Below are 22148 nucleotides of genomic sequence, written 5' to 3'. Positions count from 1 at the left end.
AAATGACTATCATTTAACACTTTCAATCACATCATACTGCTTTTAGCGTTGCAAATAAGATTTTATCGGGATGTTACAATATGCACTTGACTGTCTAGCTCCATTTACTAAAGTGTAACCTGTAGTAGATATAAACTGCATTAAAACAGCATGAGTATGCAGGACAATCACTAAGGTCTCCTGTACACTAATTGCTCAATGGAACTGAAATGCGAGAAGGATGTAAAGCATGGCAACAGGTACAGTTAAGTGGTTCAATAACGCCAAAGGATTTGGGTTCATTTGTCCAGAACAAGGTGACGGTGATATCTTCGCACACTACTCTACAATTCAAATGGATGGGTATCGTACATTAAAAGCTGGCCAACAGGTCAACTACACGATTCAAACCGGTCCTAAAGGTTTTCATGCCAGTGAAATCGTTCCCGTTGAAGGTGAACTCGCTAAATAAACTTCTTTCTGGCAGTATGAAAGGTGAGCGCCCTGCTCGCCTTTTTTGTCTCTCTTACTCCCTCAGTGTGAATAAGTTCTGAATAACAGCGAATCAAAAAAGCAAACGCTATTAACATTATCGTTAACAACTTACGATAGATCAAAAAAAACCCCAGCTGAACGCTAGGGCTTCTTGTTCATAATCAATGGTTGATTACATGTGTTCGATCATATCGTCTGCAAATTCAGAACACTTACGCAGTGTTGCACCTTCCATTAGGCGCTCAAAATCATAAGTTACTGTCTTATTACTGATCGCCGCTTCCATTGAGCTAATGATCAAATCAGCCGCTTCTGTCCAGCCTAGGTGGCGAAGCATCATTTCAGCAGAAAGGATCAATGAACCAGGGTTCACCTTATCTTGGCCAGCGTACTTAGGCGCCGTACCGTGTGTCGCTTCAAATAGCGCAACACCATCACCAATGTTTGCACCCGGTGCAATACCGATACCGCCAACTTGCGCAGCAAGAGCATCAGAGATGTAGTCACCATTTAGGTTCATGGTTGCGATCACATCGTATTCCGCTGGGCGTAGTAGAATTTGCTGTAAGAAAGCATCGGCAATGCAATCTTTAATCACAATTTCCTTACCCGTATTTGGATTCTTCAATGTCATCCATGGGCCGCCATCAAGCAGCTCAGCACCAAATTCTGCGGCAACTTCGTAACCCCAGTCTTTAAACGCACCTTCGGTGAACTTCATGATGTTACCTTTGTGCACAATCGTTAATGAATCACGGTCATTGTCGATTGTGTACTGCAGTGCTGCTTGAACTAAACGCTTAGTACCTTCTTCAGAGATAGGCTTAATACCTACACCACACTGTTGTGGGAAACGGATTTTGGTTGCACCCATTTCATCTTGAAGGAATTTAATCACCTTATCGGCTTCTTTTGTACCCGCTTGGAATTCAACACCCGCGTAGATATCTTCTGAGTTCTCACGGTAAATAACCATGTCTGTTAGCTCAGGTTGTTTCACTGGGCTTGGCACACCATCGAAGTAACGCACTGGGCGAGCACAGATATAAAGATCAAGCTCTTGACGAAGTGCGACGTTCAACGAGCGAATACCACCACCAACAGGTGTTGTTAGTGGGCCTTTAATCGCCACTTTGTAGTCACGAATAAATTCGAGTGTTTCTTGCGGTAGCCATGCGTCTTCACCATATACCTGGGTAGACTTTTCACCCGTGTAGATTTCCATCCATTCAATCTTACGGTCGCCGGCGTAGGCTTTGTTTACAGCAGCATCCACTACTTTGATCATTGCAGGGCTTACATCAACACCAATACCATCACCTTCAATATAAGGAATGACAGGGTTGTTAGGAACAACCAGCTTACCTTCAGAATCTAGCGTGATTTTCTGACCGTCTACTGGTACAACTACTTTACTATCCATTTAAATCTCCTAGCGTCCATTTGTTATCTTTTTGTAAGATGCGCGCAAATCATACTCGATTTTTTAACGACACGCCAATCCGCGAATTTTCACGTATAATATGCGGGTCATCATCACTAATCCCCAGTACAGCACGCTATTTATGAAGCCAAATACAACCTCACGTCAACCTCAACGTGCCAATAATGAGCGCAGAGCATCAAGAAAACTCAATAAACCTAAGCGTCCGCGCGGCCCACAAAAGATCATTTTATTTAACAAACCCTTTAATGTTCTGACCCAATTTACGGGCGAAGAAGGCGATACAACCTTAGCGGATTTCATCCCTGTAAAAGACGTCTACCCTGCGGGTCGACTCGATAAAGACAGTGAAGGATTACTGGTACTAACCAATGATGGCATCTTGCAAGCGAAATTGACTCAACCGCAATCTAAGTCTCCAAAAACCTATTGGGCACAAGTCGAAGGTGAACCGAGCGATGAGCAGTTAGACGCATTGCGTAACGGTGTTACCCTAAAAGATGGACCAACATTGCCAGCTGAAGTAGAACGTATGGCTGAGCCACCCGTTTGGGATCGCGAGCCACCTATTCGAGAGCGAAAGAATGTACCAACAACTTGGCTAGCAATAACACTCCGAGAAGGGCGTAACCGCCAAGTGCGTCGTATGACAGCGCATATCAATCACCCAACTTTACGTTTGATCCGCTATCAGATGGCACAATGGACAGTCGATGATCTAGCGCCAGGTGAATGGCGAGAGGTCACATTGCATTCCGGCCAATAGCTTCAATTGTGCTCGCTAAGCCTTAAAGTCTTCCCTTTGAGGCTTAGTGAATTTTCACCGCAGTATTGTGCATACAAGACCAAAAACCCCAGATTATCGTCGACAAAACACTACCTTTTTTAACTCAGTTCCTCTATCATTGCCGCAAATAGCAAACGTTTGCCTTTCTGTTCACTGTGTCGCATTAAAAGATTTAGACTGGCACAACAAATAGGCACTGAAATGCTAATTTCCTAAGGGAAAACGCTTTATTGCTATGCTGTTGCCGATAACAGCACAAAAAGAAGCCAATAATGAAAGTGTGATTCAAATCGTAGTCTGTTTCGGCTGATTGCTTTCTGTTAGAATTACGCTCTTAACACTTATTAGCGACTGAAGAGAAATATGTCAGATAACAGCCAAAAAAAAGTCATTGTCGGCATGTCCGGCGGCGTTGATTCATCGGTATCCGCTTACCTACTCCTTCAACAAGGTTATCAGGTTGAAGGCCTGTTCATGAAGAACTGGGAAGAAGATGATAACGAGGAATACTGCTCTGCCGCAGAAGATCTGGCTGATGCACAAGCTGTATGTGACAAACTGGGCATTCACCTGCATACCATCAATTTTGCGGCTGAATACTGGGACAACGTATTTGAATACTTCCTTGCAGAATACAAGGCTGGTCGTACTCCTAACCCAGATATTCTTTGTAATAAAGAAATCAAATTTAAAGCGTTTCTAGAATTCGCAGATGAAGTTCTAGAAGCCGATTACATCGCAATGGGGCACTACACACGCCGTAGTTTCCCAACCGCTGAAGGCGAATTGCCAAAAATGCTGCGCGGTGTAGATAACAACAAAGATCAGAGCTACTTCCTATACACATTAAGCCACGAGCAAATTGCACGTAGCCTATTCCCTGTTGGTGAACTAGAAAAGCCAGAAGTTCGTCGTATTGCAGAAGAGCAAGATCTGATCACTGCCAAGAAAAAAGACTCAACCGGTATCTGCTTCATCGGTGAACGTAAGTTTACTGAATTCTTAGGCAAGTACTTACCTGCACAACCAGGTAAGATCGAAACCGCCGACGAAGGCAAAGTGATTGGCGAACACCAAGGCTTGATGTACCACACCTTAGGTCAACGTAAAGGCCTTCACATTGGTGGCCAAAAAGGCGGTAACGGCTTAGAAGACGCATGGTACGTTGTAGATAAAGACGTTGAACGTAACGTTTTGATTGTCGGCCAAGGTAAAGATCACCCTCGCCTAAAATCAGAAGGTTTAGTGGCTTCACAACTGCATTGGGTTGATCGTCAGCCAATTCGTGAACCACTGAAATGTACGGTGAAAACACGTTACCGTCAGCAAGATATCCCTTGTACTATCTTGCCGATCGACGATGAGAACATCAAAGTTATCTTCGATGAACCACAAATCGCGGTAACACCTGGCCAATCAGCAGTCTTCTACCTTGACGAAATTTGTCTCGGTGGCGGCATTATTGAACAACGCATTTAAGGAGCAGTCGCACGTGGCAAACTCTTTATACGATCGTACTATCGCTTTTGCTGGGATCTGCCAAGCAGTGAAGCTCGTTCAAAAAGTTGCCCGCGACGGCACTTGCGATAGCGATGAGTTAGCAGCCTGTCTTAACAGTATTATTGTGACAGACCCAGCTAACACCCTTGAAATATTTGGTGATGAATCGAACCTACGTTTGGGTTTAGAAACCCTAACTGCAGAGATTGATAACACACCATCGGGTAATGAAATCACACGCTACCTTGTTAGCGTGATGGCACTAGAACGTAAATTATCTAGCCGCCGCGATAGCATGGCTCAGCTTGGTGAGCGCATTGATGTATTAAAGCGCCAAACTGAGCATTTTGAATTGCTTGAAGAACAAATGGTGAGCAATATCGCCAGCGTTTACCTTGATACCATTAGCCCATTAGGGCCTCGCATTCAGGTAACAGGGACACCCGCCCACTTACAACAAAATAGTGTTCAGCATAAAGTACGCGCTTTGCTACTTGCTGCTGTTCGCAGTGCTGTGCTGTGGCGTCAAGTTGGTGGTAAGCGTCGTCATTTGATCTTCGGCCGCAAACAAATGGTTGAACAAGCAAAAATCTTGCTTGCTCGCTGTTAATATTTTTATTGATTACGAAGTCGCTCACACGGCTTCGTAACATCCAATTTGTTAAACCTCATCAATCAGGAGAGAGACAACATGGAACTGTCAGCATTGACTGCTGTTTCCCCGGTAGACGGCCGATACGGAAGTAAAACAATTGCACTACGCAGCATCTTCAGCGAATTTGGTCTGCTTAAATACCGTACTATTGTTGAAATCCGTTGGTTACAAAAACTGGCTGCTACTGACGCTATCGTGGAAGTTCCTGCATTCAGCGCAGAAGCAAACGCATTTTTAGATCGCGTTGCTGCTGAATTTAGCGAACAAGATGCGCTACGTATCAAAGAGATCGAGCGTACAACAAACCACGACGTAAAAGCGGTTGAATACTTCCTGAAAGAGAAAGTTGCTGACGTACCTGAACTACACGCTGTGAATGAGTTTATTCACTTTGCATGTACTTCAGAAGACATCAACAACACGTCTCACGCGCTTATGCTTCATGAAGCACGTGAAACTGTGATTCTTCCTGAAATCCGTAACGTTATCGATGCAATTAAAGCATTGGCTAACGAGTACCGTGAAATTCCACTACTGTCTCGTACACACGGCCAGCCAGCTTCTCCATCTACTATGGGTAAAGAAATGGCTAACGTGGCGTACCGTATGGAGCGTCAATTCAAGCAAATCGAAAACGTTGAAATTCTTGCGAAAATCAACGGTGCTGTAGGTAACTACAACGCACACATCTCGGCTTACCCTGAAGTTGATTGGCACCAGTTTAGCGAAGAGTTCATCACTGAATCTCTTGGCGTTACTTGGAACCCATACACAACACAAATCGAACCGCACGATTACATTGCTGAACTATTCGATGCAATCGCACGCTTCAACACCATTCTTCTTGATTTCGATCGTGACGTTTGGGGTTATATTGCACTGGGTCACTTCAAGCAAAAAACCATTGCTGGCGAAATTGGTTCTTCAACCATGCCACACAAAGTTAACCCAATCGACTTTGAAAACTCAGAAGGTAACCTAGGGCTAGCTAACGCTATTTTTGGCCACCTAGCACAGAAACTGCCTGTTTCTCGCTGGCAGCGTGACCTAACTGACTCAACAGTACTACGTAACCTAGGTGTAGGTTGTGGTTATGCGATCATTGCATACACATCTACGCTTAAAGGTATTAGCAAGCTTGAAGTAAACCAAGCGGCGCTAGAAGCTGAACTAGACAAAAACTGGGAAGTATTGGCAGAACCAGTACAAACAGTAATGCGTCGTTACGGCATCGAAAAGCCTTACGAGAAGCTAAAAGAGCTAACGCGCGGTAAGCGTGTTGACGGTGAAGGCATGCGTGCATTCATCGATGGCCTTGAGCTTCCTGAGCACGAAAAAGTACGTCTAAAAGAAATGACACCAGCTAACTACATCGGTGATGCAGTTAAGCTAACAGACGCACTGTAATTCGCGTTCTGTCATGAAAAGGTTGGCCTAGAGCCAACCTTTTTTTTGTTCATTTTTCAGCCAAACAGTAACACCTCCCCGCTTATCCTCTCATAATGAAATCACCTAAATTATTTTTATTCTTAATATAATCAAAAAGATAACTTAAACATGTATTTTTTATATATGTTTAGTATTGCCATAACAAATGCTCAGGTATAACATGTACTCAAAATACATGTTATGCAAAATACATAGGTAGCTGTTATGTCTATTCAAGTTAAAAACAATGTGAAATGGGTTGGTATCAAAGACTGGGAGACAGAATACTTCCACGGTACTGAGTACAAAATGGGTCGTGGTACGAGTTACAACAGCTACCTAATTCAAGAAGAAAAGACAGTGCTAATCGATACCGTTGATCACAAGTTCGACGAGCAATTCATTGCCAATCTAAAACAAGAAATTGATCTTAACCAAATTGATTACATCATCACTCAACATGCTGAGCATGACCACGCTGGTGCATTGTCTACCCTTATGGCAAAAATCCCCAACACGCCGATCTACTGTACTGAGGCGGGAGTTGACAGCATCATTGGCCATCACCACCAACCAGACTGGGATTTCCGTGTCGTCAAAACGGGTGACACGCTAGATATCGGTAATGGCAAAGCGCTGATCTTTGTTGAAATGAAAATGCTGCACTGGCCTGATTCAATGGCGACCTACATGACTGGTGACAACATCCTATTCTCTAATGATGCTTTCGGTCAGCACTACTGCGATGAACACCTATTCAATGACGAGATGAATCAGACTGAGCTATTCGATGAATGCCAACGCTACTTCTCGAACATCCTGACTCCGTTCGCACCACTAGTAAAAGCCAAAATTGAAGAAGTTCTGTCGCTAGGTGTACCAATCGACATTATCGCCACATCTCACGGTTGTATTTGGCGCGAGAACGCGACTCAAATCGTAGAGAAATACTACGAGTGGTCACAAGCCTACAAAGAAGATCACATCACAATCGTTTATGACAGCATGAGTGGTAATACCCGAATCATGGCAGATGCGGTTGCTAAAGGTATTCGCAGCGAAAGTCCTAATACTGCCATCAAGATTTATAATATTTCTCGTCATGATAAGAACGTCATCCTCGCGAGTATGTTCCGCTCTAAAGGTGTGCTAGTAGGCAGTTCTACAATGAACAATGTCATGATGCCTAAAGTAGCCGCTCTACTTGAAGAAGTTCATGGCCTGCGCTTCAAAGAAAAAGCGGCGGCAGCATTTGGGTCTTCAGGCTGGACTGGTGGTGCCGTGAAGCGCATTGATGCCCGTCTGAAAGAAGCAGGCTTTAGCGTTGAAGCACCCTTGCACTTACACTGGAAACCAGATGGCGAAGGCATTGCGACCTGTGTTGACTATGGTGTGTCTATTGCCAAAGCATGGAATGACCAAAACGTTATTGCAGCAGACATGGGCGAGAAACCTCAAGAACCTGAGATAGTAACGAGCCAAGCGGATAAACAACCACAATCAGAAATACAAGTACCAGTACAAGCGACTCAGGAAGACGTTAAAACAGAAACGAAGACTGAAGTTCACGCTGATGACTGCACTTGTTATCTCTGCACCGTCTGTGATTGGGTTTACGACCCCAAAATCGGAGAGCCGAATCAAAATGTAGAGCCTGGCACGTCATTCCATAACCTTCCAGACAGCTTCCTATGCCCAGAATGCGGTATTGGTAAAGAAGTCTTTGTGCCAATGGCGTAAGGGGTCAATACAATGAATGATCATATTGTTATTGTGGGTAGCGGCTTTGCTGCTTACCAACTGGTTAAATCTTTACGCAAACTTGATTCAGCCACGGCGATCACCGTCATAACCGCAGACAGTGGTGATGATTACGCTAAGCCCGATATCAGCCATGTATTTTCACGTCAGCAAACAGCCAATGATTTAATCAAACAATCCGCCGCTGAATTTGCGAAAACGAATGCAATCACCTTACTTAACCATACGTGGGTGGAAAGCATTGATTCAACGAGTAAACAGCTAGATTACGTTAATGAATCAAACAAAGGAACGCTGCAATATAGCAAGTTAGTGCTCGCTACAGGTGCAAAAGCTTTTGTACCTCCCTTTGCAGGTAACGCAGCGGATGAAGTGATAACACTGAATAGCTTGGCAGAGTACGCTGAAAATCAAGACAAAATAGCAGTCGCTAAATCGGTGTTAGTCCTTGGTGCTGGTCTTATTGGTACTGAAATTGCGATGGATCTATCAGTGGCAGGTAAGCAAATCACCCTCACTGATAAAGCCACTCATATCATGCCAAGCTTGCTGCCTGAGCTCCTGAGTTCATCGCTATATCAAACGATGGCGGAGCGTGGTGTTACACTCAAACTAGGACAAACTATCAATAGTATTAGCCGCCACCACCAGCAATTAATTGCTCAAACCAGTGATGGTCAGCATACCGAGTACGATGTCATCATTGCCGCTATGGGGTTAAAATCAAATATCGCTTTGGCAAAGCAAGCGGGGTTAACGACACAGCAAGGGATTGTGGTTGATAGATATTTGCAAACCTCTCAGCCTAACATCTATGCACTGGGTGATTGTGCAGAAATAGATGGCCAAGTACGCGCTTTCTTACAGCCAATTATGCTATCTGCGATGGCATTAGCAAAAACGTTAACAGGTAATTTAACCGCTGTGACATTAGCGCCTTGTTTAATAAAAGCCAAAACACCGTGGTTCCCGCTGTCACTTTCAGGTCAAACAACCCGTAAAGATGCTAAATGGGAAATCACTCAGTCTGGTGATGGCTATCTTGCCAAAGCCTTTGAACCGCAGACAGAACAGCTGCTGGGCTTTATTGCTAGCCATGACCAACAAGCCTCTGCATTTCCGCTGCTAAGACAACTAGCATAACCACTCGCACTCAAGGCCGCATACATACGCGATTAGCGAATTCCTCATCAGGTTTGGTGAGGAATACGTTATACTCGCGGCTCATGCACATTGAGTCAAAGCCCACATGTACGATTTAACTTTCAACTTCGAACAATTCCTTGCCGAATATTGGCAGAAAAAACCCACCATTATTAAAGGTGGCTTCAAAAACTTTATTGATCCAATCAGCCCTGATGAACTTGCAGGTCTCGCGATGGAAGACGAAGTTGATTCACGTTACATTGCCCAACATGGCGAGGAGTGGGAGGTTAAACACGGCCCGCTGACATTTGATGATGTACCAGAAGATCACTGGTCTTTCATCGTTCAGGCGGCAAACCATTGGCACGAGGGTGCAGCCCGTCTGATTGCTCCTTTTCGCCAACTACCGAGCTGGTTGATGGATGATTTGATGATCAGCTACTCGACCCCTGGTGGCGGCGTTGGTCCTCATATCGATCAATACGATGTCTTTATCACTCAAGGTTCAGGCAAACGCCACTGGCGTGTTGGCCCAAAAAATGACGATTACGAAGAAGAGTTTCGTCACCCCGAATTGCGCCAAATTAAATCTTTTGACCCTATTATCGACGATGTACTTGAGCCTGGCGATATTTTATATATTCCCCCAGGTTTCCCGCACGATGGCTACGCGATCGAAACATCAATGAGTTTTTCGGTCGGTTTCCGTTCTCCGAAAAAACAAGAGTTATTAAGTAGCTTTGCTGATCACGTGATTGCGAATGAGGTTGGCGATGTACACTATCACAGCCCAGATCTACCCGCGCGCAGTAATAGCGGCGCTATTTTGGATGCGGAACGTCAAGATTTAGAAAATATGATGCGTAGCCTGCTCGATCATCCTGAAATCATGAAAAACTGGATGGGCGAACACCTAAGCCAAAGCCGACATGAACTTGATCTTATCGCCGCAGAACCATTATGGGAAAACAGTGAAACACACCAATTCTTTATGGCAAACGAAACCTTAAAGCGCCTTGGTGGGTTACGTGCTTTCTATTACCCCGAAACACCTTACATTGGCTATATCAATGGTGAAACCGTTGAGCTACCAGAAGAGTGCGGCCAAGTTATGATTGCACTGTGTGATCAAGAAACCCTAGATGGTGACACATTAGGGGCTATGCGTGAGCACCCTGCTGTTATCGATCTGCTGACTCAGCTGATCAACCAAGGGTACTGGTACCCTGCCGAGTAAACCCTGGAAGTAACCACCGATACCCACAGAAGTTGCAGGCATAAAAAAAGCGCGGCTTTAACACCGCGCTCAAAGCCTGTCACAGGCTCGAATTGTTACACGTTCAAACAAGCTACCGCATGTACATCATCGCCTTTTAACGATGGTTTTTGCTGAGCACAAGCTTCGGTGGCTTGCGGACAACGCGTACGGAACACACAGCCTGTTGGCGGATTAATGGGTGAAGGTAATTCACCTTCCAACAACTGGATAGTCTTGTTTCGTTCTAATTCAGGATCAGGGATCGGTACAGCAGACATCAGTGCGCGGGTATAAGGGTGCTTCGGTTCAGCAAACAATGCATCACTTTCGCCCATCTCTACCGCATTACCTAAGTACATTACCAATACACGATCTGAAATATGTTTAACAACAGACAAGTCATGGGCAATAAAGACTAAACTTAGCCCCATTTCTTTCTGCAGTTCTTTCAATAAGTTCACCACCTGCGCTTGGATAGACACATCCAATGCCGATACAGGCTCATCACAAATGATCATTTTCGGCTTAAGAATTAGCGCACGTGCAATACCGATACGCTGACACTGGCCTCCTGAAAACTCATGCGGGTAACGGTTAATAACGTTAGGTAGTAGGCCTACCTTGGTCATCATTTGTTTAACCTGCCCTTTCACATCATCCTCTGATAATTCAGGGAAGAATGTCTTCAACGGCTCTGCGATAATTTCGCCAACAGTCATACGTGGGTTTAGCGACGCCAGCGGATCTTGGAAGATCATTTGGATCTCTTTGCGTTTTTCACGCAAGGCGTTATGTGGCAGTTTGGTAAGATCTTGCCCCAACCACACAACATTACCCTCTGTCGCTTCAACCAGACCGATAACTGCGCGAGCAAAGGTCGATTTACCACAACCAGACTCACCAACCACACCCAAGGTTTCACCTTCGTATAAACGAATATCAACCCCATCTACCGCTTTCAGCTTCAATGGTTTCGCCCATGGCCAAGCTGATTTAGCCGCAATGTTGAAGTGAACTTTTAGGTCTTTAATGTCTAATAACAGATTCTTTTGAGTATTCATTACCAGGTCCCCACATCAGAAAAACACGCACGTAGACGACCTTCAGTAAAGGCTTTTAGATCTGGTGCTTCTTGCTTACAACGGCTTGTGACTCGGTGGCAGCGGTCTTGGTACGGACAGCCAACAGGCAAGCGTAATAAGTTAGGCGGATTACCAGGAATCGTTGGTAATACTTCGCCTTCCGTATCTAAACGTGGGATAGCGCGTAACAGACCTTCTGTGTATGGGTGCGAAGGCTTATAGAAAATCTCATCAATTTTGCCGTACTCCATAGTACGGCCTGCATACATGACCAATACCTTGTCACAACTACCCGCCACCACACCTAAGTCGTGGGTGATCATGATAATGGCAGTATTGAAATCTGTTTTAAGCTCGTTAAGCATCTCCATGATTTGCGCTTGAACCGTTACATCCAATGCTGTCGTTGGTTCATCGGCAATCAGGAGTTTCGGACGACAAAGTAGTGCCATCGCAATCATCACACGCTGGCGCATGCCGCCTGAGAACTCATGCGGATACATGGTAATACGCTTACGCGCTTCGGGAATTTTTACCGCATCCAGCATGCGAACAGACTCTTCAAATGCTTCAGTCTTGCTCATGCCTTTGTGCAGCATTAACACTTCCATTAGCTGATCGCTAACTTTCATGTAAGGGTTTAACGAGGTCATAGGGTCTTGGAAAATCATCGCAATTTGCTCTGCGCGAACCTTGTTTAGTTCTTTCTCTGGCAAATTAAGAATATTACGACCTTCAAATTCAGCACTGCCGCTGATGATGCCGTTTTTAGCGAGTAGACCCATAATAGCGAATACAGTCTGGCTTTTGCCTGATCCTGATTCACCCACGATACCTAAGGTTTCACCTTGGTCTAGCGAAAAGTTAAGATCGTTAACTGCCGTTACAATCCCGTCTTGCGTGGTAAATTCAACACGCAGATCTTTGACATCTAATAGGCTCATTGCTTCCTTCCTTATTTGCAATGGTTCAGCGCAGTGTTACTTGGTAGGGCTGCGCTAAACAATTGCAATATATCCATTATTTTGTTCTGTACCTGCTAACAGGTGCTGTTGTTATCTGTCTTTTGGATCAAGCGCATCACGCAGACCATCACCGACATAGTTAAAGCAGAACAAAGTTACGACCATAAATGCAGCCGGGAACAACAGTTGCCAGATAGCAACTTCCATGGTTTGAGAACCTTCTTGCAATAATGCCCCCCAGCTTGTCATTGGCTCTTGTACACCAAGGCCAAGGAAACTAAGGAATGATTCAGTCAGAATCATTGATGGCACGAGCAGTGTTGAGTAAACCGCAACAATACCTAGAACGTTAGGTACGATGTGACGAGTAATAATTCTCCAACGACTCACACCACACACTTCTGCCGCTTCAATGAATTCCTTGCTACGTAAAGACAAGGTCTGTCCACGCACAATCCGCGCCATATCGAGCCAAGATATTGCACCAATGGCGACAAAGATCAGCATGATATTTCGACCAAAAAATGTCACCAGTACGATAACAAAGAACATAAATGGAATAGAGTACAAGACTTCCAAAATCCGCATCATTACACGGTCAGTACGGCCGCCAATAAAGCCAGACGTTGCGCCATAAAGTGTACCAATCACAACCGCCACTAAGGCACCAAGGATACCCACCATCAGTGAGATTCGGCCGCCGACTAAAGTACGAGTGTATAAATCACGGCCTAAGCTATCAGTGCCAAAAAAGTGCCCTTCAGCGCCAAGGCTTGGTGCCGCATGCAATGCATACCAATCGGTGTCATCAAATGCGTATTGGCTGAACATAGGGCCAAAAACAACCGCAAGGGTGATTAACGTAAGAATGGTTAAACTCACCATTGCTGCTTTGTTACGCTTAAATCGAGTACGGGCATCTTGCCACAAACTACGACCTTCAATTTCTAGCTGATCAGAGAACTTCTCGATAGCGTCAACGCTTTCCTTTTTAACTAACATCATCTTGTTGTTCTCCTAGTAACGAATTTTCGGATCAATGTACGCAAGTACAATATCAACGATGGCGTTGAAGATAATAGTCAAGGCACCGATTAGGATAGTCACACCCAGTACCAATGAGTAATCACGGTTGAAGGCTGCATTCACAAAGAGCTTACCAATGCCTGGTAGGCCAAAGATGGTTTCGATAACAACCGAACCTGTGATGATGCCGACAAACGCTGGCCCCATGTATGACACAACAGGAAGAAGCGCAGGCTTAAGTGCGTGTTTTAAGATGATGTAAGGGTAACTTAGACCTTTCGCACGAGCAGTACGGATAAAGTTACTGTTAAGGGTTTCGATCATGCTACCACGGGTAATACGTGCAAAAGTGGCAACGTAAAGTAGTGACATACCAAACATAGGTAATAGCATGAATTTGAGTGAACCATCTTGCCAGCCACCAGCAGGTAACCAACCAAGATTAATCGCAAAAACATAGATTAATACTGGGGCGAGGATAAAGGAGGGCATGACGACCCCCGCCATTGCGGTAGACATTATGGTGTAATCTATCCAGGTATTATGCTTCAAGGCGGCCACCGTTCCGACCGTAACCCCCATAACAACCGCAAAAATGAAGGCAAAGAAACCAATCTTTGCAGAAACAGGCAATGCCTTACTTACTAGTTCATTAACTGTGAAATCTTTATATTTAAAAGATGGGCCAAAGTCCCCTTGTAATACGTTACCCAGGTAAGTGGTGTATTGATCAAATACTGGTTTATCAAGGCCGTATTTCGCTTCAATGTTGGCCATTACTTCAGGTGGTAATGGACGCTCTGAAGAAAAAGGGTTACCTGGTGCAAAACGCATTAAGAAAAAAGAGATAGTGATTAACACCAACAAGGTTGGTATTGCTTCTAAAATCCTTTTAGCAATTAGTTTAATCATAATTTCTACCGAGTTTAGTCTGTGACAGATGACACCACACCCAGCCCTGGGTGTGGTGTTTATTTATTATGCTTGCTGTTTATTTGTCAGCAATGATGTACATGTCTTTAGAGAAGAGTTTATCTTCAGCATTGTTCATTGCGACGCCACCCACATGCGGGTTAACTAGACGTGCTTTAACATACTGATAAATTGGGGCAATTGGCATATCACGAGCCAGAAGTTTCTCAGCTTGGACATAAAGCGCTTCACGCTCTGTATCCGAGGTTGATGCCAATGCTTTTTCCATTACGGCATCGTATTCTTTGCTGTAGTACTTAGGATCGTTTGAGCTGTTATTACTTTGCATTAGCGACAAGAAGCTTGAAGCTTCGTTGTAGTCACCACACCAACCCGCACGAGTCACATCAAAGTTACCTTGGCGACGGTTGTCTAGGTACGTTTTCCACTCTTGGTTTTCAAGGTTAGCCGTTACACCTAGATTCTTCTTCCACATAGAAGCGATAGCTACCGCAATTTTCTTGTGGTTTTCAGAAGTGTTGTAAAGCAGCGTAAACTCAAGTGGGTTACTGTTATCAAAGCCCGCTTCTGCTAGCAGTTCTTTCGCTTTAGCATTACGCTCTTTTTGCGACAATTGGCCGTAAGCAGGGGTGACTGGGTTGAAGTTAGCTGTAATTTCAGGTGTTAGGAAGTAACCTGGTTTTTGACCTTGACCCAATAGCGCTTTCGTTACTACATCACGGTCAATCGCGTAAGAAAGGGCTTTACGAACACGTGAATCATCAAATGGTGCTTTCGCATTGTTGAAGCCGTAGTAGTAAGAACATAAGTTACCGACGATCTGTACATCTTCAGCATGCTGCTTTTGCAGACGACGGAAGTGCTCGTTTGGTAGCTCATTGGTAATATCGATTTCACCCGATAGGAAGCGGTTCATTTCCGCTACTTGGTTTTCGATTGGTAAGTAAGTCACCTGGTCAATAACAGTTTTCTTGTTATCCCAGTACTTAGTATTACGCTTCAGTACGATACGCTCATTCACAACCCACTTATCAAGTACGAATGCGCCGTTACCTACGAAGTTTGCAGGTTTAGTCCAGTCATCACCAAACTTCTCTACCACTTTGCGGTTTACAGGCTTCACTGTTGTGTGGCCCATCATCTTCACAAAGTAAGGGACTGCAGATTCAAGTTCAATTTTCAGTGTGTACGGATCTACCGCTGTCACACCAAGTGAATCTTTGTCTGCTTTACCCGCAATGATCTTTTCTGCATTCTTCATGGTGGTCATTTCTAGATACCATGAATAAGGCGATGCTGTTGCAGGATCGACGGCACGCTTAAAGCTGTAAACGAAATCTTCAGCAGTAACAGGGTCACCGTTTGACCATTTTGCATCTTTGCGTAGGTGGAAGGTAAACGTGCGGTTATCGGTTGTTTCCCAACTTTCAGCAGCACCAGGGATAGTATTACCTTCACCATCTTGGTTTACTAGGCCTTCAAGTAGGTCACGAATAACGTTTGATTCTGGCACACCTTCAGTCTTGTGGGGATCAAGTGAAGCAACCTCAGTACCATTACCTCGGACTAGCTCTTGTTGTGCTGCCAGCTTTACACCCTCAGGTACTTCTGCTGCCAGTGCTGAAAAAGAAGCGGCTGAAGCAGCCAGACCAGCACTAACTAATAACGCCTGAGTAATTTTATTCTTATACATGCATAACTCCAATACATTCTATCGTTGCGTCCATGACGTTCTCCGGTAGGCGACTAGTGTTACGCAATATTCACACCGTTAATCCTAAACAATGTAAATCTAACCGAAGAATTGCTCAAAACACTAACAGGCATTGAAGTAATTTGCCACAAAACTATCACAAAAAGCAGTATTATTCTTAATAAGAGCTGAACAGGCAGTGGTATGCTTTGCACGAAAGATTCTAGTCAGACTAAACACCCGCTATTTAGTAAAAACAAAGTAAGATCCGCCAAATCAGCCAAAAAAGACCCATTTTTGAATAAATAATTATTAATTTGAATAAATAACCAGCATTTTCAACCAGTGCTAGCAGCAGAACACAACATAGTCAGCAACAAAGATCACAATTAAGCAACATCAGAAACAAAAAAAGCGCCAACGAGGCGCTTTTTTGATAATAGTTCTCAGTTCTATTTATTTTGACTATCAATATCTAATAGTTGCTTATCTGGACTGACTGACTGCTGTTTTTTCTCCAGCAATGCTTGTTCTTCATTTTCTTGGTTATCTTGGCCGATACCCGCTTCTGCTAACAATTGCTTCATGCGCTTGTTCGATACACGTCTATGTTTCATTCAACCCTCCAATGTTAAACGGCGCTAGACTATTTTTGTCCAACACTAATAAGCATGGCACAATTTGTGCGTGTCTCAGCCCACTTTTAATAACAAAAAAGCATAAAAAAAGTTTCAATAGATTAACTTTTCACATTGCTGTTTTTCTGTGAAATTCAAGTACCTGCAGCTACTCAATAACGCTACTATCAAAACTGAGAGTCGCATTAAGAGTTTTCCTGGCTTTTTCTGCCTTTTCTCATTCCGTTCCCGTTCCGAAAGTAGAAGTCGAGAGTTAACTATGAGACCAGCAGGTTGTTTCTCACGCCCGAGTCCTTCCCGTGTTCGTCATGGCTACGTGCCACCAGCACATAAAGCGAAAGACGAAGCAAACGGTGCTAAATAAGTTATTCATTAACACATGCAGCACAACCTCGTAGCCCCTGAATATCAGGGGCTATTTTTTGTAAGAAACACCAGCTCTCTCTACTCCAGCTTGTCAGGCACATACTCTAGAATATCACCAGGTTGACAACCTAGATGAAAGCAGATGGCTTCAAGTGTAGCGAGCTTTACCGCTTTGGCGCGCCCGTTCTTGAGTACAGACAAATTTTGCTCAGTGATCCCCACTCTTTTGGCAAGCTCATTTGAACGCATTTTTCTTTTGGCTAGCATGACATCCAGATTGATTATTATCGCCATTTAGATTGTTAACTCACTGTCTTCATGGAGTTCTACCGCCCTTTCCATAACCACTGCAATAACCCGTACGATCAAACCTATCACCATCATAGTAATATCCGCATCGTTGGTATTTGCTGATAATTTAAAGCCTTTATCATCAAGTGTTAAAGCTAAGCTCACAAGCACATCACTAAAAATGCTGGCAAATGGCGAGGCGATCAAAAGGTAACTTAGCTTCTTATAGCAATCTACATTTTTACGCTCGAAAATCGCCCCTTGCTCGTATAGACGAAATAAAACAATAAGTTGCCACAACAATGCCATAGTCAAAAAGGCTGAAAACATACTTGGGATAAACCCTAGTAAAGAGCGCATCACAGGTAAGGGTAAAGTCACCTCGACAGGAAATGTAACTGTAAGCCAATCAAATTTATCCCCCACTAAAGTAGGAATGAACCAAAACGCAGTGTTCAATACCGCAACAAATATTAAAGAAAACCAGAATAAAATAAGTAACTTGTGGCTAAATCTGCTTATCGAGAGTTGCGACATAATACACCTAACACCAACATAATTTGCGTTTATCTTACAAGAAGAACATCAAATAACAATAAAAACTTATCGCAAAACGATAAGTTTTTATTGACTGAAGTGACGCTAATTATTAGCCTAATAAATAAACAAGTAAGAAGAACCTAAGATTGCCCTATGAAAGTACTCACTTTATTGTTAGCTATTACATTCATGACACCTTTAACGGTATATGCATCTATTCTGGATTCAGGTGAAATATCAAAAGAGCAATACTCTGTCACTCTCCCCTTTAAACTCGTTAATAACATGATGATTGTCTCTTTACCGATTAAGGGCAAAAACTACCATTTCATGTTTGATACAGGCTCTGCAAACGTACTCAGCAATCAAGCCATTAAAGAACTCGGTCTAAATAAACGCAGTTACACCATGAAGTTTCATGATATTAGTGGTGAAGAGCGCAAATCAGAATTGTATCAAGGGCCAGATTTGCACATAGGTGATGTCTCTTTTACAAATTTCGACTTTATTGCACTCGATACACTAAATGATTTTCCTATGTCATGTTTTAAACTCGATGGAATACTTGGGTATAACTTACTACGCCACTCTGCAGTGGCTATCGATTATCAAAAAAAGGAAATTACCTTAAGTAATACCTACAAAGGAAACCCAGTCTCAGAAGGCTATAACCCCATAGGGTTCTCTTTCTATAATGATGACGCCCTTCAAGTAGCAATATTCCATCAGTTCGGTGATCTTCTTCTTGGTATTGATACCGGCAAAAATAGCGGCATTACTTTAAGTCATCCTAAAATGCTATCGGTATTAGAAGACCTTGGATATAAACCAGACAATAGCTATACAGAAAATACACTTGGTCTGTATGGCTTAAAAGAGTATGAAGTACGTGACTATACATTAAGTAATATGAGTATCGGTCGTGTTGTGTTAAACGACACAAAGGTCACAGTTGAAGCAAAAGAAGGGCTATCTCTCGCTGGTGTCGGCTTTCTCAGCTACTTTAAAACCATTATTGACTTTCCATCCCGAGTGCTATGGCTCAAGCCCATCAATAAAGAAGAAGATGGGCTTTCATTGCCCAGTTATGGCTTCAACTTAGATCTAACACCGAATGGCAAACTATTAACCTCACAAGTTGCTGAAGGAATGCGAGCTCATCAAGCTGGACTGAAAAATGGCGATCAGATCATCGCTATCAATGGTTCGCATAAGTCTATTTTCTCTCAAGATGATTACTGCAACACCTACCTAGATAAGTCCAATAGCCTGTATATCAACCGAAGCAAAAGATTAAATTTAACCATTCTTCGAAAAGGTAAACAAAAAGACATTAGTATTTCTTACACAAAATAGTATCGGTAAAAAGTATTAACAATACAAAAGTGTTAGAGCGACTTAATTACACCTACTCACTGGTGCCAAACCTTTACCTAATAAAAATAAACCCAAGGAACACCTATGAAAACACACACTTTATTAGCCTTGTATTTAGCACTATCGACCTGCCCTACTTTTGCTGGTGAAACATTTCTAACAGCGCTAAGCAGTCCAGCTACAATTGCAAAACCCAAAGAGCTTGTAGCATTAAGCAATCAAACGCTAGCCGCAGAATCCACAGACTGGCAACCTTCTGCGTATTCAACCAGCACGACACCAACGCAGCAACAGCTCAGTGGCGATGACTGCGTATACATCACAAGAGATCAATTAAGCACTAAACATAGCCAACAGAAAAAAAATGATAGCGCATGTTATATCACCCAATTTCCGGGCCAAGGTATAGAAACTCACATGCAATCAAATCAAGACGGTGAAATGAGCATGGGTGTGACATGGGAGTTTGACTAAAAGACTTTGGCTATATTGTTTCCAAAAAAAAGGCCGAATAATCGGCCTTCTTTATATAGACAGAGTCCCGCCCTAAATAAGGCTGGCGCTTTAATGCACAGGGATCTTAGCAACCCATATTTCATGCTTATCTTGAATAAACTCATTATTCTCAGATAAGTTCTTTAAATAGGCGAAACGGTGATGCCCTTCCAGCAAGTTAAATGGCGCTTTCAGTACACGACCATTGGTTGCGTATAAATCGCGCTCATACTCAAGCACAATCGGTGCGACAGGCCAAGTTCCTGTGTCTTGCATATTCTGCACAAGCCAGCTGCGCTGAAAAATAGGATTACTCATTCGACGTGAGAGTTTATCAATTACATCGTTATGTGGCGTACAGATCTCAGATAAGATCTTATCACTGCTCCATGACTGCTTAGTAAAACTCATCGCGTTGAAATCTAGCCATCCCCAATTACACAATACCCCTTTCCAATGACGGTATAACCATTGCTCTAATACTTCATCAGGAAACTGTGGCAGCATGGTATGTGCTCGCACGCGCCAAGTATCCCAAGATTCACAATGACGTTCACCAAAGCCTTCTGGGGCAATGTCGTAGAGTAAGCGATCGCTCCTGATCATAATATCTCTCCTTCTATTGCATGATACTTAATCACGTAACACATTTAACACACTCGAATAAAATATAACCATTCATATATACAGGTTATTTATGCTGTTAAATTGAACATAGCACAGTGTTTTGTGAAACAAAACCCGAATAAACAAGAAAGATTATTCACACATGTAATTCCACCTTCAAAAGGCCATAAACAGGGGTTTGCGGGCGCAAACATAGAGCCTTGAATAAGCGTAATAAATCATCTAAAAGCGTCTTATCTATTCATAAAGCGTGTAAAAGTGAAATGAATGGTTATCTAAATAACAGTTCAGATCATTTTCCACAGAAAAAGAAACAAATGAAAATATAGTCAAAATAACATTCAAAAATTCGCTGACTAAGTCGCTTCGACTCAGGTTTGGATATGCTTAGGAAGGAAAATAAAACAAAAAAAGGAGCCATAGGCTCCTTTCTCAATGTAGCAGATAACGGTTAGTCTTGGTTCCAGCGATCCGCTGCACTTGTATCAGTATCACGCGCATCAACCCAGCGTGTTGCTTCAGTTGTACGTTCTTTTTTCCAAAATGGCGCTTGTGTTTTCAGGTAGTCCATAATGAACTCACAGGCTTGGAAAGCAGCACCACGGTGAGCACTGGATACACCAACAAAAACAATTTGATCGCCAAGCTCTAAATCACCAACACGGTGGATGACGCGCGTCGCTAATAATGGCCAACGCGCATTCGCTTGCTCCACAATCTTTTCTAACGACTTCTCTGTCATACCAGGATAATGCTCAAGCGATAAGCCAGTCACATCGTCACCTTGGTTAAAGTCGCGTACTTTACCGATGAAAGTCACAACCGCACCCGCGCTAGTACCTTGCGCTAAACGTTCGTATTCTTCAGCAACCGAAAAATCAGCTTCTTGTACTGAAATCATGCTTAACCCCCAGTAACTGGAGGAAAGAACGCAACCTCATCACCATCTGTAATTGCACTGTCTAGCGCACAGATAGTTTGGTTAACAGCAACTAACAACTTGCCTTTCTCTAAAGCCAGTTCCCACTTATCACCACGCTGTGATAAATGTTCACGCAATGCGTCAGCAGTGGCAAATTCAGCCGCTACTTCAAGTTTATCTGTACCCACAAGTTCTTTCACTTGGGCAAAGAAAAGAACGTTAATCATGCTTCCACCTTAAAATGACCTGATTTACCGCCTGTTTTCTCAAGTAGACGCACCTGATCAATCACCATGTCTTTCTGAACGGCTTTACACATATCGTAAATGGTCAGGGCAGCAACAGACGCCGCTGTTAGTGCTTCCATTTCCACACCGGTTTTACCCGCTAACTTACAGCACGATTCAATGCGCACTTTGTTTTCCGCTTCAATCGCTTCTAACTGTACTTCAACCTTAGATAGCAGCAATGGGTGACAAAGTGGGATCAAATCCCAAGTTTTCTTCGCCGCTTGAATACCTGCAATACGTGCCGTTGCAAATACATCACCCTTGTGATGATCGCCAGAGACAATAAGGGCTAAGGTTTCAGGAGCCATGTGGACAAACGCTTCTGCGCGCGCTTCACGTACGGTGTCAGTTTTCGCAGAAACATCCACCATATTTGCTTCGCCTGAAGCATTGATATGTGTAAATTGAGTCATGTTTTGAGTTCTCAGAATGATGTTCGCACAGAGTAAG

The 22148-nt window shown here is 43.5% G+C and carries 23 protein-coding genes; 10 read left to right on the top strand and 13 right to left on the bottom strand.

What is annotated here, in order from left to right; genetic code table 11:
• Positions 1 to 229 precede the first annotated feature (229 nt).
• Entirely contained in the window at positions 230 to 451 is a 222-nt protein-coding gene (cspD, locus tag L4C35_RS05045; RefSeq protein WP_048896971.1) for a cold shock domain-containing protein CspD, read from the top strand.
• A 195-nt stretch (positions 452 to 646) separates the two neighbouring features.
• On the opposite strand, the gene icd is transcribed toward cspD, so the two are convergent.
• Positions 647 to 1897, bottom strand: a complete 1251-nt coding sequence (icd, locus tag L4C35_RS05040) for an NADP-dependent isocitrate dehydrogenase (protein ID WP_428461839.1) — start codon at positions 1895 to 1897, stop codon at positions 647 to 649.
• A gap of 142 nt (positions 1898 to 2039) precedes the next feature.
• Here icd and L4C35_RS05035 point away from each other — a divergent pair, with 142 nt between their 5' ends.
• From L4C35_RS05035 to L4C35_RS05005, 7 genes are all read left to right on the top strand, one after another.
• Positions 2040 to 2684, top strand: coding sequence for a pseudouridine synthase (locus L4C35_RS05035; RefSeq protein WP_428461838.1), 645 nt, complete (start codon positions 2040 to 2042; stop codon positions 2682 to 2684).
• 384 nt (positions 2685 to 3068) lie between these two features.
• Positions 3069 to 4184 carry a tRNA 2-thiouridine(34) synthase MnmA gene (gene mnmA, locus L4C35_RS05030; RefSeq protein ID WP_428461837.1) on the top strand — a complete coding sequence of 372 codons (1116 nt, stop codon included), beginning with the start codon at positions 3069 to 3071 and terminating at the stop codon, positions 4182 to 4184.
• Positions 4185 to 4197: 13 nt separating this feature from the next.
• Positions 4198 to 4815, top strand: a complete 618-nt coding sequence (hflD, locus tag L4C35_RS05025; RefSeq protein ID WP_428461836.1) for a high frequency lysogenization protein HflD — start codon at positions 4198 to 4200, stop codon at positions 4813 to 4815.
• 81 nt (positions 4816 to 4896) lie between these two features.
• Positions 4897 to 6267 (top strand): adenylosuccinate lyase, encoded by a 1371-nt coding sequence (gene purB / locus L4C35_RS05020; protein WP_428461835.1) that lies wholly within the window; start codon positions 4897 to 4899, stop codon positions 6265 to 6267.
• A gap of 246 nt (positions 6268 to 6513) precedes the next feature.
• Positions 6514 to 8028 (top strand): anaerobic nitric oxide reductase flavorubredoxin, encoded by a 1515-nt coding sequence (norV, locus tag L4C35_RS05015; protein WP_428461834.1) that lies wholly within the window; start codon positions 6514 to 6516, stop codon positions 8026 to 8028.
• A 12-nt stretch (positions 8029 to 8040) separates the two neighbouring features.
• Complete coding sequence (gene norW, locus L4C35_RS05010) at positions 8041 to 9192, top strand: NADH:flavorubredoxin reductase NorW (RefSeq protein ID WP_428461833.1); 1152 nt, start codon at positions 8041 to 8043, stop codon at positions 9190 to 9192.
• A gap of 106 nt (positions 9193 to 9298) precedes the next feature.
• Positions 9299 to 10432 (top strand): ribosomal protein uL16 3-hydroxylase, encoded by a 1134-nt coding sequence (locus tag L4C35_RS05005; RefSeq protein WP_428461832.1) that lies wholly within the window; start codon positions 9299 to 9301, stop codon positions 10430 to 10432.
• A 95-nt stretch (positions 10433 to 10527) separates the two neighbouring features.
• Here the strand turns inward: L4C35_RS05005 and oppF are convergent, their stop codons facing one another.
• The 8 genes from oppF to L4C35_RS04965 form a co-directional block, all read right to left on the bottom strand.
• The gene (oppF, locus tag L4C35_RS05000; protein ID WP_428461831.1) at positions 10528 to 11514 is read right to left on the bottom strand and encodes a murein tripeptide/oligopeptide ABC transporter ATP binding protein OppF; all 987 of its coding nucleotides are present in this window, start codon (positions 11512 to 11514) and stop codon (positions 10528 to 10530) included.
• A complete protein-coding gene (locus L4C35_RS04995) occupies positions 11514 to 12479 on the bottom strand; it encodes an ABC transporter ATP-binding protein (RefSeq protein ID WP_428461830.1) in 966 nt (321 codons plus the stop codon). Before L4C35_RS04995 ends, oppF begins: the two co-directional genes overlap by 1 nt.
• A gap of 111 nt (positions 12480 to 12590) precedes the next feature.
• A complete protein-coding gene (gene oppC / locus L4C35_RS04990) occupies positions 12591 to 13502 on the bottom strand; it encodes an oligopeptide ABC transporter permease OppC (protein WP_428461959.1) in 912 nt (303 codons plus the stop codon).
• 15 nt (positions 13503 to 13517) lie between these two features.
• The gene (gene oppB / locus L4C35_RS04985; RefSeq protein WP_428461829.1) at positions 13518 to 14438 is read right to left on the bottom strand and encodes an oligopeptide ABC transporter permease OppB; all 921 of its coding nucleotides are present in this window, start codon (positions 14436 to 14438) and stop codon (positions 13518 to 13520) included.
• 79 nt (positions 14439 to 14517) lie between these two features.
• Positions 14518 to 16152 carry an ABC transporter substrate-binding protein gene (locus L4C35_RS04980; RefSeq protein ID WP_428461828.1) on the bottom strand — a complete coding sequence of 545 codons (1635 nt, stop codon included), beginning with the start codon at positions 16150 to 16152 and terminating at the stop codon, positions 14518 to 14520.
• A gap of 452 nt (positions 16153 to 16604) precedes the next feature.
• A complete protein-coding gene (locus L4C35_RS04975; RefSeq protein ID WP_162489931.1) occupies positions 16605 to 16769 on the bottom strand; it encodes a hypothetical protein in 165 nt (54 codons plus the stop codon).
• 465 nt (positions 16770 to 17234) lie between these two features.
• Complete coding sequence (locus L4C35_RS04970; RefSeq protein WP_428461827.1) at positions 17235 to 17450, bottom strand: helix-turn-helix domain-containing protein; 216 nt, start codon at positions 17448 to 17450, stop codon at positions 17235 to 17237.
• Positions 17451 to 17984, bottom strand: a complete 534-nt coding sequence (locus L4C35_RS04965) for a DUF2975 domain-containing protein (protein ID WP_428461826.1) — start codon at positions 17982 to 17984, stop codon at positions 17451 to 17453.
• A gap of 156 nt (positions 17985 to 18140) precedes the next feature.
• Between L4C35_RS04965 and L4C35_RS04960 the strand changes: the two genes are divergently transcribed.
• Together L4C35_RS04960 and L4C35_RS04955 are read left to right on the top strand one after the other, a co-directional pair.
• Positions 18141 to 19343, top strand: coding sequence for an aspartyl protease family protein (locus L4C35_RS04960; protein WP_428461825.1), 1203 nt, complete (start codon positions 18141 to 18143; stop codon positions 19341 to 19343).
• Between the two features lie 105 nt (positions 19344 to 19448).
• Positions 19449 to 19838 carry a hypothetical protein gene (locus L4C35_RS04955; protein ID WP_428461824.1) on the top strand — a complete coding sequence of 130 codons (390 nt, stop codon included), beginning with the start codon at positions 19449 to 19451 and terminating at the stop codon, positions 19836 to 19838.
• A gap of 90 nt (positions 19839 to 19928) precedes the next feature.
• Here L4C35_RS04955 and L4C35_RS04950 read toward each other — a convergent pair whose 3' ends face one another.
• From L4C35_RS04950 to moaC, 4 genes are all read right to left on the bottom strand, one after another.
• Positions 19929 to 20465, bottom strand: coding sequence for a hypothetical protein (locus L4C35_RS04950; protein ID WP_428461823.1), 537 nt, complete (start codon positions 20463 to 20465; stop codon positions 19929 to 19931).
• A gap of 472 nt (positions 20466 to 20937) precedes the next feature.
• Positions 20938 to 21387: a molybdopterin synthase catalytic subunit MoaE gene (gene moaE, locus L4C35_RS04945; protein ID WP_048896952.1), complete on the bottom strand. Its 450-nt coding sequence runs from the start codon at positions 21385 to 21387 to the stop codon at positions 20938 to 20940.
• Between the two features lie 2 nt (positions 21388 to 21389).
• Positions 21390 to 21635 carry a molybdopterin synthase sulfur carrier subunit gene (gene moaD, locus L4C35_RS04940; RefSeq protein ID WP_428461822.1) on the bottom strand — a complete coding sequence of 82 codons (246 nt, stop codon included), beginning with the start codon at positions 21633 to 21635 and terminating at the stop codon, positions 21390 to 21392.
• A complete protein-coding gene (moaC, locus tag L4C35_RS04935) occupies positions 21632 to 22111 on the bottom strand; it encodes a cyclic pyranopterin monophosphate synthase MoaC (RefSeq protein ID WP_048896950.1) in 480 nt (159 codons plus the stop codon). Before moaC ends, moaD begins: the two co-directional genes overlap by 4 nt.
• Positions 22112 to 22148: the final 37 nt, after the last annotated feature.

Source organism: Photobacterium kagoshimensis (genome assembly GCF_050337045.1).
GTDB lineage: Bacteria > Pseudomonadota > Gammaproteobacteria > Enterobacterales > Vibrionaceae > Photobacterium > Photobacterium kagoshimensis.
The sequence above is the reverse complement of the archived record's forward strand: the minus strand, read 5'-3'. Positions and strand labels throughout refer to the sequence as shown.

Coding starts and splice junctions, on each gene's coding strand:
- L4C35_RS04950 (WP_428461823.1), bottom strand. CDS start 20,465: ATGATCAGGAGCGATCGCTTACTCTACGACATTGCCCCAGAAGGCTTT.
- L4C35_RS04995 (WP_428461830.1), bottom strand. CDS start 12,479: ATGAGCCTATTAGATGTCAAAGATCTGCGTGTTGAATTTACCACGCAA.
- L4C35_RS04980 (WP_428461828.1), bottom strand. CDS start 16,152: ATGTATAAGAATAAAATTACTCAGGCGTTATTAGTTAGTGCTGGTCTG.
- purB (WP_428461835.1), top strand. CDS start 4,897: ATGGAACTGTCAGCATTGACTGCTGTTTCCCCGGTAGACGGCCGATAC.
- L4C35_RS04965 (WP_428461826.1), bottom strand. CDS start 17,984: ATGTCGCAACTCTCGATAAGCAGATTTAGCCACAAGTTACTTATTTTA.
- norW (WP_428461833.1), top strand. CDS start 8,041: ATGAATGATCATATTGTTATTGTGGGTAGCGGCTTTGCTGCTTACCAA.
- oppC (WP_428461959.1), bottom strand. CDS start 13,502: ATGTTAGTTAAAAAGGAAAGCGTTGACGCTATCGAGAAGTTCTCTGAT.
- L4C35_RS04955 (WP_428461824.1), top strand. CDS start 19,449: ATGAAAACACACACTTTATTAGCCTTGTATTTAGCACTATCGACCTGC.
- moaE (WP_048896952.1), bottom strand. CDS start 21,387: ATGATTTCAGTACAAGAAGCTGATTTTTCGGTTGCTGAAGAATACGAA.
- cspD (WP_048896971.1), top strand. CDS start 230: ATGGCAACAGGTACAGTTAAGTGGTTCAATAACGCCAAAGGATTTGGG.
- L4C35_RS04960 (WP_428461825.1), top strand. CDS start 18,141: ATGAAAGTACTCACTTTATTGTTAGCTATTACATTCATGACACCTTTA.
- oppF (WP_428461831.1), bottom strand. CDS start 11,514: ATGAATACTCAAAAGAATCTGTTATTAGACATTAAAGACCTAAAAGTT.
- mnmA (WP_428461837.1), top strand. CDS start 3,069: ATGTCAGATAACAGCCAAAAAAAAGTCATTGTCGGCATGTCCGGCGGC.
- moaC (WP_048896950.1), bottom strand. CDS start 22,111: ATGACTCAATTTACACATATCAATGCTTCAGGCGAAGCAAATATGGTG.
- L4C35_RS04970 (WP_428461827.1), bottom strand. CDS start 17,450: ATGGCGATAATAATCAATCTGGATGTCATGCTAGCCAAAAGAAAAATG.
- moaD (WP_428461822.1), bottom strand. CDS start 21,635: ATGATTAACGTTCTTTTCTTTGCCCAAGTGAAAGAACTTGTGGGTACA.
- oppB (WP_428461829.1), bottom strand. CDS start 14,438: ATGATTAAACTAATTGCTAAAAGGATTTTAGAAGCAATACCAACCTTG.
- L4C35_RS05005 (WP_428461832.1), top strand. CDS start 9,299: ATGTACGATTTAACTTTCAACTTCGAACAATTCCTTGCCGAATATTGG.
- L4C35_RS04975 (WP_162489931.1), bottom strand. CDS start 16,769: ATGAAACATAGACGTGTATCGAACAAGCGCATGAAGCAATTGTTAGCA.
- L4C35_RS05035 (WP_428461838.1), top strand. CDS start 2,040: ATGAAGCCAAATACAACCTCACGTCAACCTCAACGTGCCAATAATGAG.
- icd (WP_428461839.1), bottom strand. CDS start 1,897: ATGGATAGTAAAGTAGTTGTACCAGTAGACGGTCAGAAAATCACGCTA.
- norV (WP_428461834.1), top strand. CDS start 6,514: ATGTCTATTCAAGTTAAAAACAATGTGAAATGGGTTGGTATCAAAGAC.